The organism is Collimonas fungivorans Ter331 (assembly GCF_000221045.1).
Lineage (GTDB): Bacteria > Pseudomonadota > Gammaproteobacteria > Burkholderiales > Burkholderiaceae_D > Collimonas > Collimonas fungivorans_A.
In genome coordinates this window covers 3,150,633-3,163,564 of record NC_015856.1, presented here as the reverse complement: position 1 = coordinate 3,163,564, position 12,932 = coordinate 3,150,633, and the positions used below count along the sequence as shown (strand labels likewise).

5 protein-coding genes are annotated in these 12,932 nt (G+C 58.7%); 3 read left to right on the top strand and 2 right to left on the bottom strand.

Annotated elements, in window-relative coordinates; genetic code table 11:
• Nucleotides 1-108: 108 nt before the first annotated feature.
• Complete coding sequence (locus CFU_RS13715; RefSeq protein ID WP_014006638.1) at nt 109-2,829, bottom strand: autotransporter outer membrane beta-barrel domain-containing protein; 2,721 nt, start codon at nt 2,827-2,829, stop codon at nt 109-111.
• A gap of 353 nt (nt 2,830-3,182) precedes the next feature.
• Here CFU_RS13715 and CFU_RS13710 point away from each other — a divergent pair, with 353 nt between their 5' ends.
• Complete coding sequence (locus tag CFU_RS13710) at nt 3,183-5,147, top strand: acid phosphatase (protein ID WP_014006637.1); 1,965 nt, start codon at nt 3,183-3,185, stop codon at nt 5,145-5,147.
• 361 nt (nt 5,148-5,508) lie between these two features.
• A complete protein-coding gene (locus tag CFU_RS13705) occupies nt 5,509-6,723 on the top strand; it encodes a serine hydrolase domain-containing protein (RefSeq protein ID WP_014006636.1) in 1,215 nt (404 codons plus the stop codon).
• A gap of 435 nt (nt 6,724-7,158) precedes the next feature.
• Here the strand turns inward: CFU_RS13705 and CFU_RS13700 are convergent, their stop codons facing one another.
• Nucleotides 7,159-9,621, bottom strand: a complete 2,463-nt coding sequence (locus CFU_RS13700; RefSeq protein WP_202946122.1) for a dockerin — start codon at nt 9,619-9,621, stop codon at nt 7,159-7,161.
• Nucleotides 9,622-10,546: 925 nt separating this feature from the next.
• Between CFU_RS13700 and CFU_RS13695 the strand changes: the two genes are divergently transcribed.
• Nucleotides 10,547-12,919, top strand: a complete 2,373-nt coding sequence (locus tag CFU_RS13695; protein WP_238531312.1) for a discoidin domain-containing protein — start codon at nt 10,547-10,549, stop codon at nt 12,917-12,919.
• Nucleotides 12,920-12,932: the final 13 nt, after the last annotated feature.

Below are 12,932 nucleotides of genomic sequence, written 5' to 3'. Positions count from 1 at the left end.
CCAGCGCTGCTGGCGGCATCACAGCTTCCCTGGTGCAGCAGGCGGGTGCTGTTTCTCCATGACGGCGCCCGCTTTTTCTACACTGATGGCAGCGCCCGGCGCAGCAGGTCACCAACTCCAGCGTATGCTGGCATCCGCCATCACCGTGCGCTGTTGCGCTCCGCCGAGGTTGGTGGTGTAAGTTGCAGTCACAAACGCACTGGTCGACTTGTTGATTGTGGCGACCAGGCCGGCGTTGAGCTGGCCCGCCGTCTGATTCGACCCGTTCGAAATCACTGTAGTGCCGTCAAAGGTGGTGCTGTCATGAGAACCGAAACTGCGCAGCAGGTTCAGGCGCAGATATGGCTGCCAAATCGCTCCCGATGTTTCAAAACGGCTTTTCAACCGCACGCCGAGGCGGGCCAGGAAGGCATTGCCGTTGTTGAAACCCACTGCCGACACACCGTCATTCAAGTCATTCAGCGACAGGTTTTGCCAGATCACTTGCGCCTGAGGCTCGATGGTCAGGTCCGCCCCCAGTGGCATTGGCAGGCCGCCCTCGATGGATCCGACGAGTGCGCTGCCGTGCGTGTGCGCGCCCACGCCATCGTGCGAGCGCGGATCCGCCGACAGTGAACTTCCCATCAGCACGGCATCCGTGTACCAGCCGCTCGGGCCGACGTGGGTCCAGTAGCCGCCCAGACTGTATGCATCGATGGCCAGGTTGCCGACATCCAGATTCTGCACCGCCATCGCAAAACCGTTGACCTTGCCGGTGGCATGCGCAAAGCCTGCAAACAGACCGTAATGATTGCGTTGGCCGCTGGCGTCGGTATCGGCATAGATGTCGTGGCCGACCTGTATTCCCGTCATTGAACCGTCGAATTGCGGCGAGACAGTACCATCCTGGCGTTGCTTGGTGCGGCTGCCCCAGACACGGCCCCAGGCCGCAGGCAGATCGCCGTTCTCGGTCAACAGCGATTGCTCTCCTTGCCTGTCATGGAAATTATCGAGTTGCTGGATATTGACTTGCCGGGCGACGCTGGCAACTTCCGTATAGATAGGGACTTCGGGGCGATACAGCGGAATTTCTCCAGAGCCGGTCGACGGCACAACTGCGGGCGGGGTAGGCGTCACGATGTTGCGCAGATACCAGTTTTCCGAGGTGCCGCTGGTCACGCCACCCTTGGCAAGATAGTAAGAATAGGCGCCAGCCTTGACCGGCGCCGCAAGTGCAAATGCGTCTGCCGTGGTCGTCGCGCCGTTCACGGTCTGCACCACCTCAATGCCATCGGCGACGATGGCCGCGCCAGGACCACCGGCATTCGTGATGCGCAAGCTGGACGAACCGCTGGCGGCGCCGCCATTGATCACTAACCGGTCAGATGCCGCGCCATCGCCTGCGAGGAAGGTGTTGAGGGCAATGCTGCCCTTTTGGCCGACATAGTTGCCGACAACATTGAGCCGGTTGCCAACCCCTTGGCCGCCTATTTGCAGCAGGCCGGCGTTGGTCAATGGCCCGTTGATCGTAAAGCTGCCGTTGCTCGAGCCGGCAAATTGAGGCAAAGCATTGGCCGCCGCAATGGTGCCGTTGTTGGTTACCGATCCTGTGACGCTGCCGTAGCCGCCGAGCGTGGCGCCCGAGGCGACGGTCGTATTGCCGCCGCCGGACAATGCCGCCGTTGCGTGCGCCGCGTCGCCCACTGCCAGCGTTCCAGCAGAAATCTTCGTGCCGCCGGAATAGGTATTGCCGCCAGAAGCCGTCGGCGCCAGCACCAAGGTGCCGCCCCCGGTCTTTTCGACCGCGCCGGTGCCTGAAATGAGACCGGTATAAGTGCCATTGTCGGGTTGCGCAAAGCGCACCAGGCCATTGTCCACAACGGTAAGCGGCAGGTTTTGTGCGCGAGCTTCAAGCACGCCTGCCGCGTCGACCCTCATCTGGCCCTTATACGCGCTGTTGTTAGCAGTCAATGCCAACGTCCCTTGCTGAACTTCGACAATCCCGATTCCGGCAATGGGAGCGGTCAGGGTCCAGGTTCCCGTATCGTTTTTGATAAGCGACGAGAAATGTACAATACTGCCAGGCAGGGACGCGCTACCGGTCCCGCTCAGGAAAAGAGTGTTGTTACCTTCACCGCCATCGAAATTACCAGTAATTACCGACCCGGTATAAAGCCGCAACCTGTCATCGCCGCCGGAAAAAACAAGGTTGCCGATGATCCGCCCTTTATTGGTAAAGTCGACCGCGCCGTTGCCGGATGCGCCGATTACGTCGCCAGGCGCCTGGATGACGCCTGTTTCATTGTTGACGATGGTGTTTAACCCGTTCGTATTCTGAAACCAGATGGCGGCGACATGATCTGCCTTGATCACGCCGTTGTTGATGATGAGATTGCCGCTGCCTTGCGGATTGATTGCTTCGGCATTGAATTCGGTGCCGGTCGCCAGGACCTGGCCACCTTGATCGATAGTCAAAGTGCCGTTATTGAGAAACTCGACCGTATTGGCGCCGGTCTTATAGAGTCCGGAACCGCCGATCCCGTTGGCGCTTACCGTGCCGCCGTTCTGGACCCTTATGTTTGCATTGTCGCGCAGGCTGATGGCGTTGGCATCGTCGACTGCGATCCGGCTGCCTGCACCGACTGTGATCGTCCTGCCATCTTCGGCCGCCAGGTTGCCTGCGCCTATCGTAGTTGTCCAGGGGTTGGGCGTGCCGGTATCGCAGATTGTGGATTGTCCTGAGGTGTTGCAGGCTGCGTAGGCAGTCCCGGGTTTTACACTCAGCATGGGTATCAGCAAAATGGATGAAGCGGCGGAAAGCACAAAACGATAGCAGACGGGATGGGACATGGTTGTTTTAATTTATGAAGTCGGGGTGTTCCAAGGTTAGTTGGCGGAACGGATGCGAGGTATCAGGAAGCCTTGATTTTTATGCAGCATTCAGGCATTTCATCGTAGGAATTTCCCTATGATGCGAACCGCGCCAACCGCAGTTCATTTTCCTTCGTTGTGCCGTCATTGCACTGTCACGTAGTAACCCGCAGCGTCTTGCCCGCCTACCAAGGTCGCGCCATTGGTGGTGCTGCCACCGCCCAAAATCAAAGCGAATTTTGGATGCCATTGCTGGCTATGACGTCATGCTGTTGTAGCATTTGGTCGCTATCATCCCTTCGTTTTGTTTCTTATAAATGAAGGCATAGAAAATGCGACTACGACAATCCTCCCTGCATCGGCCGCTGGCGCTCGCCCTCAGCGCAGCGTTGGCATTAACAGCTTGCGGCGGAGGATCGGATCAACTGGACCCGCAATCCACGGCATTGGTCATTCCCCCGCCGCCGGCCGACCCGGGATATGTCGATACCGCGCCAGTTGCGGCATCGATCCCCGCTTTTGTGGATGATGTGGCGAGCAACCAGCGTGGGGATGCGCGTTATGCAACGCTGGAAACGAATGCCGGCGTGCGTCTGTTGGCGGGTTTCAAGCAGATATGGCAGCCACTCACCGATATTGTCGATGCCGGCGTCACTGCACCCGCCGTCGGCAGTTTTCCTGCCGTCGCGCCGTCGGCCTGGACAGGTCTTCCGAACGACGGAACCCCGGGCGGAACGATACTCAACGCAGCCGTGCACAACGCGAACATCCAGTATGTAGTCGCGGCGACCTCCAATCGCACTGCAGATCAGGCAACGGCCGCTTATCTGGACGATCGTCGCGGCAAAGGATATAGCGTCACGGATGGCATGGGCCCGCTGACGACAGCATGGCGCCAGGCAGCGCAGCAGACTACAAGCATTACCGCGGTCCCGGCCGACGCCACCACTGTTTTGTACAACGACAGCGGTAATAATACCGGTGTCGGCGGCAGTGCCAATCCGGCATTTGGCGGGGTTGTCGATTTTGTCAACGCCATGGGCAACAACGGATCAACGGAACCCGCCAAACGTTTTTACAAATATGCTCGGCCATTTCGCTGGAGCAGCAGCGTGGTTGTCGTACCTGCCCTGGTGCCTGCGAAGAGTCCGACACCCGCAACCGATGGCGGTTTTACCAGCGGTCACTCGGCGGAGGCTACCCGCGACACGGTGGCGATGGCTTATGCAGTACCTGAACGATTCCAAGAGATCATCAGCCGTGGCCTGGAATTGGGAGAGAACCGGATTCTGGCTGGCATGCACTCGCCATTGGACGTGATGAGCGGACGCGTACTTGGCCAGGCCGTGGTTGCCGCCAATCTGAACGATCCAGCTAATGCGGCTGCAAAAGCGGCTGTTGTGGCATTGGCCCGGACGGCGCTTATGGCGCAAACCAATACGACTGCCGACACCTTTAATGCTTTTGCTCACTCTGCTAGCGCTACCACAGACCGGTTTGCAGATTATGCCAGCAACAAGGTAAATTATTTGCGCCGCACCACCTATGGTTTTACACAAACAGGCGCAGCGACAAGGCCCGCCATCGTACCCAAAGGCGCCGAGGTGCTGTTGGAGACACGCTTGCCTTATCTCAGCGATGTTCAGCGCCGCGTGGTGTTGAAAACGACTGCGATTGCCTCCGGATATCCGGTTCTGGACGACGCCGAGGGCTGGGGACGCCTCAATCTTTTTGCCGCAGCGGACGGATATGCGGTCTTCAACGGCAATGTCGTGGTATCGATGGATGCCAGCAAGGGAGGCTTTTACGCCGTCGATAACTGGCGGAACGATATATCAGGTGCTGGCAAGCTGACGAAGCAAGGGAGCGGGGTGCTGAAATTAAGCGGCAACAATACCTGGAGCGGCGGTGCGCAGCTGGAGGCAGGGACGCTGGAAGCGGATTCCGTGTCAGCGTTTGGTGCGAGCGATGTGTACGTCAGCGGCGGCACGCTGGCAAGCAATGCGCCTGGCGCACTGGCAATCCGCGGGAAATATACGCAATTGGCGAACAGCACATTGGAACTGAATGTAGGAAGCGCTCAGCAAGGGACGCTTGCCGTCGCCGGAAACATGACCGTTGCCGGCGGCATTCTTCACGTCAAATTCCAGGGCGGCTATAAACCGGCCGTCGGCGACACGATCAACATCATCGTCGCGACCAGTTTTAAAGGGAAATTCGATACGATTTCCATAGACGGTTTCTCCGCGACTCCGCTTTACAGCAATACTGGATTGCAATTGCGTATCGGCGCCTAAAAGCCAAGCGGATTGGCATTTTCCTTTATGCAGTTGGGACCTGCGGGGCCAGGTTCTACTAAGGGAGATCGCCAAGCGACTGGGGATCTCGCGCACACTGTCCGGCGCTGCTTGCGTTCGGAAATGCCCGAGTCGGCCTATGCTGAGCGTCAATCGGCTAGCGCCATCGACCGATACGCCTTCCAGCTTTTAGGCTGGCTCAAGGACCGAAGTGGCATAATCGCGCAAGCGGCGGCGTAGTCTTAGGCCGCTCCACGAAGAGTTCATCGATTTTGGATTCAGAGGGTTTTACGACCGACTCACTGCGTTCACCAAGCAATGCAGAGAGGAGCAGGTCAATTCTGCGCGCAAACGAACAATCATGACTGCATCCACAGGACGACATAAAAATATGGGTACATGGGAAATAAGAAGCGCCTTATGGACGGCACTTGCGCTATGTCTGATTGTCTTTTCTAGTCACCATGCGAACGCTACAGATGGACACTGTGCCCCGGGTATCGGTGAAGATATCGGCAGCGCGGCCCCCTCCGCAGAAGGCGTTTCATCGGAGCGCCTGATCGCTTTGTTGCAACAGCTAGACGAAGGTAAATATGACGTGCGTGGTTTGGTAGTCATGCGTGATTGTCAAATCGTGATGGAGAGATATAAGACTGGAATAGGCAGAAGTCATAACCATGCCATGTATTCGGTGACGAAATCAATCTCTTCGACATTAGTTGGCGCACTGTTGTACCAAGAAAAATTAAAAAATCTCGACACGCCAATAACTGGATTGATTGAACGACCATCAGGCCTGCGAGGGGATGGCTGGAATAAACTAGAAAACATTACCCTTAAAAATGTCATGCAAATGAGTTCGGGGTTTGACTACAAGCATGACCCTAGCAGCAATCCCATTTACGATGCCAGGCAAGACCGGATCGGTGCTGTCGTGAGTCAAAACATTATTGCGACTCCTGGCACCCGCTTTAACTATTCAGATGCGGATGCCGTAATGACTGGAACTGTGATTGCCGGAATTTCTGGCGACAATCTGCTCGATTTTGCAGGAAAAACATTGTTCAAGCCATTACACATGACCAATTACGCTTGGTGGTTTCCTGACCAAGGAGGGCGTTTGCCGGGAGGGTGGGGGCTGCGACTGCGTCCGATGGATATGCTGAAACTCGGCCAACTTTATTTGCAAAACGGAGAATGGAATGGCGTTCGCATTTTCTCCGCAACTTATCCCGATCTGGCATCGGCGCCAGGGGTCAGCAGTCGCTATGGTCTTCACTGGTGGATTGGTCGAGTACTTGGAGTACAGTTCTTTTTTGCCAGCGGATTCAAAGGCCAGCGAATCTATGTTTTTCCCAGCTTGAAGATAGTTGCGGCTTTGGTTGCCAGCTTACCAAATAAAGAAGACGCGCTTGTAACCACCGACGTGGTGACGGCATTAATTGAGGCGACTAACCCGGCAACTTCGCCAATTTCCGAAGAGGCGGACGACAAGCTATTGAAGATTCAAAAGACAGGTTTTGAAGGCGAAACACATGTGCGCCAGGATATGCAGGATTCTCCCAGAAGGTTTTAGTCCGCAACCACTCATGTGAGCAGACCGCCTTATGGGGGCACGCCTTTGACCTTTGGGACAAGCGAATTGGGTGGAAAGTCTCCTGGCCATGCACAACGGAAATTCTTGCTCTAGATTAGCTAAGTAGGTGTGATAGCGATGCGCTGCTGAGCGCAGAGTCAGTCTAGATTAAGCTGCGTTGGAAGGACTGTAATCGGCCTTGAGCGATCGCGAAGCGCGTATGTTCATGCCAACCCGTTGCTGACGCGAATTATGCTGTTGGTCCGCACCGGTGAGTTGATTGAAACACCGTGGACTGAAAACGAGTCAGTAATGGGGCCATCCTGGCGCCGGGCGGAATGCGCCAGGGCGCCAACCGCGCCAGCGTCGCTATCCAGCAACCCAAAATAACAAGGGCAGCCGCAGCCGCCCTTGTCCACCCGCGATCAGGCGATCTTAATTGGAATACAGCAAGCCGCGGCCCGTGCCGTTGACGTAGATCCGGCCGTAGATGTTCCAGTCAGCCGCCATCGCACCGATGCCGCCGAACTGGTGGGCATCGTCGTTGAAGCGGGTCCAGGTGCTGCCTGCATTGTCGGAAGCCCACACGCCCCACTGGCCGTTGATCACACCCACCACGTAGATTGCGGCCGAGTACGGCGCGCCAACGGCTGCCTTGCCCAGGGCCACAGCGCTGGCACCCTGCGCGTCGGGTGCCCCGTTGCCGTTGCTGAAGATAGACGCGAAGTTGTTGAGCTTGGTCCAGGTGGCGCCCGAGTCGACCGAGTGGTACACGGTATCGCCATCAGCCAGCCAGACGTCGCCCTCGACGTTCGGATTGACGGCCAGCGAGGTGGCTTGCCACGGATTGGCGCGTAGCCCCGCCGACACCGAGCCCTGGCTCAGCGTGAAGGTATGGCCGCCATCCGTCGAGACATAAACCCTGCCTGGCGTTTTCGACCACCATACACCGCCCGAATCGTAGGCATAGACCTTGTTCGGGTTCTTGCGGTCCACCGCGAGCCGGTAGGCGCGCGTCCAGCCGTCGAACACCGTCAGCGCGGGGAGATTCGTCGCTGTCCAGCTGGCGCCATTGTCGGTGGTGTAGGACGGCACCGCATTGGACGGCGCCCAGATCGCCTTGTTGCGTGCGGTGACAACGATGTTGGACGCTTCGCGCCCATCGGCCGCGGCGCCGGCAGGCAGGGTGGCGAAGTTCGCCCACGTGGCGCCGCCGTCGCCCGACCAGTAGCCGTATCCTGCGCCACCGGACCCGTTGGTGGTGGCGACAGCGGCAATGTATTGCGGATCGGACCAGCTCATGTCGGCCGAATTGCCGTTGGTCCAGCCCGTGGTGGGGCCTTTGGTTGGCATCGTCGCGAGGTCCGTCTGGACCCAGGTGCCGATGTCGCCCCCGCTGTTGATGAGCTTGTACGTCGCACCGGCTGGCGGGGTGGTGACGGCCAGGGTGGCAGTCTCCTCGATGCCGGTTACCTTCAGGGTCCAGCTCGGTGTCGCCGACGAGGCGTTCATCGTCTCCCAGATGCCGGGGCCGTCAAGGTGCATGATGTGGTCGCGGTTGTTCGGATCGATTTCGACGTCATCATTCCAGCCCCAGTACCCGGAGGTGGTCTGCGTGTGGGGCATCTGGGACTCGATTTCGCGCCAGGTGCTGCCGGCATTGTCGGACAACTGGGTGATCTTCTGGCCGGGGAAATCGGTCCAGGTATTGGTCACAGCCAGCGCGACGCGGGTGGTCGGGCCGCTGCCATAGACGGACACGCCGCCGTAGCCGCCCGCGGTGGTGCTGCTAAGCAAGGTCCAGACGCCGCTAAGACCGCTATACTTGTAGAGGTAGCCGGGACCGTCACCGCCCGGGCCCGCGTTCTTGTTGAACACCACGTAGTACATGCCATCGGCGGCGCGCGCGAAGTGCGGGATGTAATACCCGACGACCGCGGTCGGCACCGCGACCGGCGTCCATGAAGAGCCGCCGTTGCTGGACTTGTAGAAGGTCGAGGTCAGGCCTGCCGCGTTGGCATAGTCGGGGGCGACCGCGGCCCACATGTTCCAGGTCGTCTGGCCGCCGCCCACGTTCCCATTGTCGAAGATGATCTGCTCGACGCCAACCGCGGCGGTGTTCATATTGAGGGAAGACAATCCCGTGACCTGCGCCCAGGTGCGGCCCGAGTCCGCGCTCTTCCACAAGCCGGCATTACGCGAACCGTAGAACATCGTCGACGGATTGGTCGGATCGAGCCTCAGGCGCTCGCCGATCGCCCGGCCCGCAGCGTTGCCGTTCACCATGAATGGCAGGCTGACCCACGTCCAGCTGTTGCCGCGGTCGCTGGAAGTATACAGCCGACCGTTGCCGCCATTGCCCCCGACCAAATAGACGAGCTGGTCGTTGGTGGGATCGAGGGCGATGCTTTCGACGTAGTGGAAGGCGGACTCGGCCTGGCCGAAACGCAGGCCATCGGTGATGGGCATCCATTGCGACGTGGCCTGGTTCCAGCGGTAGGCGCCGCCAATGTCCGTCCGGGCGTACAAGACGTCCGGCGACGTCGGATGATAGATCAGGCCGCTGACATAGCCGCCGCCGCCCCACTTGACGCTGGTCCAGGTGGCCGCCGTACTGCCGGTCGAGGTGTCACCGGATCCATTATTTGGTGTAGACCCCGTGCCGGTTGGCGTGGAATCCGTTCCAGTTGGCGTGGAGCGCGTGTCGGTTGGCGTAGAGCCCGTTCCAGTTGGCGTGGAACCTGTGCTGGCTGGCGTAGACCCCGCGCCGGCTGGAATGGCCGCCATGCCGGCTGAGGAAGAGCCTGTTCCGAAATCACTCGTGCCGGCACCACACGCGCTGAGTATCAGGCAGGCAGAGATCGTGATAAAGAACTGTTTTTTAAAAAGAAATGTCATATTTTTCGTGTGCAATAGTTGTCATATGGAAACTTCATAGCACTATCCGTGCCACATCGAATATCGAATACGCAGTAGGAATTCAGGCAAAAAGGCCGAAGGTGATCCGACCTTGTGCCGCCAGGATATGGACAGAATATTGACCAAAAAACAAAAAAACTGACAAATTTTGTTAGCGCTAACACCGGCTGGGCAGTCTCGTTTAACTTGAGCAGGCCCAAATGACCGCACTCAAAATTCGAAACAATGGAAATCCAGTTTGTCTTTTGCTTGCTGAATCGACTCGGTCAGTTTGACCAGCCTGTCATACCCGAAAGTTGTCGACTTTTTCGTCCTTCAGTCAAAGTCACTTCACGATTTCGGCATGTTCTTCTCATTCATTCGGCTTCGTGTTGGAAATTTAATATGGCACGGATTGTGCTGATGGTGTCCCCCAAAGATGGCTGCGCGCGTATCGATCCCGCACCTTATTACCATTCGAAATTCCTTCTGGAAAAATAACTTTTCCCCTTTGATCGGATGGAAAAATTATTTTTACGGACACCTTTTTCTTTTGAATAAAATGACTTTTTTTGTGAAAAAACAAATTTTTATAACAATCTCTACCTGCCTGATACTCGGCGCTTGCGGTGGCGAACCGATGGGAAATTCCTTTGCGGAAGGCGCCCCAGCGGGAGGTGCTCCAGTGGGAAATACTCAGGTGGACGGGGCTCCAGTGGGAAGTACTCCGGCGGGAAATACCCCAGTGGGAAATACCCCAGTGGGAAATACCCCAGTGGGAAATACCCCAGTGGGAAATACTCCGGTGGGAAATACTCCGGTGGGAAATACTCCGGTGGGAAATACTCCGGTGGGAGGTGCCCCAGTGGGAGGTACTCCAGTGGGAGGTACTCCAGTGGGAGGTACCCCAGTGGGAGGTACTCCAGTGGGAGGTACTCCAGCGGTCCGCGTTATCAAGCATCCGGGCGCTCCGCTCACCCTCTCGGATCTCCAGACTCTCAAGGCGTACGTCGATCAGGGCAAGGAGCCGTGGAAGTCCGCCTACAACCAGTTGGCGAATGACGGCAAGGCCCATCTCACCTATGGCATGGCAGGCCCGTTCGCGAAAGTGAGCCGCGCCCCGGACGCGAATCTCTGGCCCTGGCGCAAGGACATGGTCGCGATCTGGAATCTCTCGCGGATGTGGTATTTCACCCAGGACGACCGATACGCGAAGAAGGCGCGCGAGATCCTTATCGCGTGGGCGAGCACCCAGACTGAATTCTCGGGTCGCGAGTCGATGCTCGATCTGGGCGATTACGCTCTCCAGGTCGTGGGCGGCGCGGACATCCTGCGCAGCACATGGCCGGGCTGGACGGAAGCCGACACGGCGATCGTCAAGAAATACTTCAAGGACGTCCTGATGCCAGCATCGAACCCCTATGGCGAGAGCTCCTTCGGTGCCGCCAACAAGGGCGCACTGGCCCTCACCGCTCTTGGACTGCTGGCGATCTACAACGACGACATCGAGGCATTGGACAAGGTGGTCTATCAGGCTCGTACGCTAGCCCATATCGGACTGCGCAATTCCAACGACATCGGCATGCTCGGCGACTACCTTCGCGACCAAGGACATTCTTATGGACAGCTCAAGTCGCTGACCATGCTCGCCGAGGCGCTCTGGAGCCAAGGCATCGACATCTATTCCGATCTTGACAATCGCCTGCTGGCCGCGGGTGAATATTTCGCGAGGGTGAACGAGCTCGTCCCCACGGTAGCGCTTCCTTTCGGCACCACCGATGCGTACTACACCTCCGACCGCACCGGGCACGGCTGGAACGGAGCCAATGGCGGGAGCGTGGCGCTGACCCAGATTTATGGCGCCTACGTTCTCCGCAAGGGGCTCCAGGCACCCTTCATCGCGCAGAGGCGCCTCTGGATGCCGGTGGACGGCGACAGCTTCATGTTCCTCAAGGATTCCGACACCACGAAGGCGACGCCGCCGCCGGCGCTGCCGATTCCGTCGACTACCTCGATCACCTCGGGATTCAGCAATGCTGACATCGGGGGCGCCGCCCCGGCGGGCGGGGCCACATACGCCGACGGCAAATGGATAGTGCAGGGAGCGGGTAACGATATCTTCTGGCGCACGCAAGACGCTTTCCACTTCACCTACAAGGCCATCACCGGCAATGGCGCCATCATCGCGAAAGTCGAGTCCGTCCAGAACACCAGTCCGGCCGCAGTGGCGGGCGTGATGATCCGCACAAGCCTGGAACAAGGGGCTCCGCGCGCCTGGATGGCCATCGCTAGCAGAGGCAATGCCGAACAGAACATGCAGAAACTCGCCGTGTATGGTGGTTCGAACTATGGGACCAAAGCCCTGGGCATCGCCAGCGCCACGCCCTCGTACTGGGTGAAGCTCGAGCGCGTCGGGAACATCATCACCGGCTACCTTTCTCCCGATGGCACCAATTGGGCTGCCACCGATGTCGGCCGCATCGATGCCCCTGTTCCCGATACGATCTATGTCGGCCTGGTGGTCTCCTCAGTCGCCAATAACACCCTGAACAGCTCCACCTTCAGCAATGTGCAGATCACCGGCGGCGACGGTGGTGCGCCGAGCGTCATCCCAGCGGCGCCCGCCATGCTGCTGGCCTCGCCGGGCGATGGCGCGGTCCCGCTGCGCTGGCAGGCGTCCTTCGGCGCCACCAGCTACACGGTCAAGCGCGCCGCCTTCAGCGGCGGCCCAACCACAACCGTCGCGTCGGGTGTCACGGGCAGCAGCTACACGGACAAGTCGGTGATCAACGGCACGACCTACTACTACACCGTCACGGCGACCAACGCCGCCGGCACGAGCGATAATTCTCCCGCGGACAGCGCTACGCCGGAGCATCCGATGGTGAACGTCGCCACCGGTGGCGCCGCCAATGACAGTGCGAACAACCCGACCAACGCCAGAAGCGCCTTCGACCAAAACTCGGGGACGGAATGGTTCCACACGGGCGTGAGCGGCTGGCTGCAGTACGACCTCGGCCACACGGAGCGCGTCCAGCGCTATACGGTCATCAGCGCCAACGACAGGGACCCGCGCGATCCGAAGGACTGGCAGTTCCAGGGCTCCACCGACGGCTCTACCTGGACCACGCTCGACACCCAAAGCAACCAGGTGTTTGCCACACGCTTAAAGCTGAAGACCTACACGATCGCGAATCCGGCCTCCTATCGCTACTACCGGCTCAACATCACAGCCAATAATGGCGATAGCACCTTTACGGATCTCGCCGAATTTGGGCTGTTCGCGTCCAAGCCGTAGTGAGGCCGTGGCG

Bases quoted from the DNA above. Each gene is read 5' to 3' on its own strand.
- CFU_RS13715 (WP_014006638.1), bottom strand. From the start codon at position 2,829: ATGTCCCATCCCGTCTGCTATCGTTTTGTGCTTTCCGCCGCTTCATCC.
- CFU_RS13710 (WP_014006637.1), top strand. From the start codon at position 3,183: ATGCGACTACGACAATCCTCCCTGCATCGGCCGCTGGCGCTCGCCCTC.
- CFU_RS13705 (WP_014006636.1), top strand. From the start codon at position 5,509: ATGACTGCATCCACAGGACGACATAAAAATATGGGTACATGGGAAATA.
- CFU_RS13700 (WP_202946122.1), bottom strand. From the start codon at position 9,621: ATGACATTTCTTTTTAAAAAACAGTTCTTTATCACGATCTCTGCCTGC.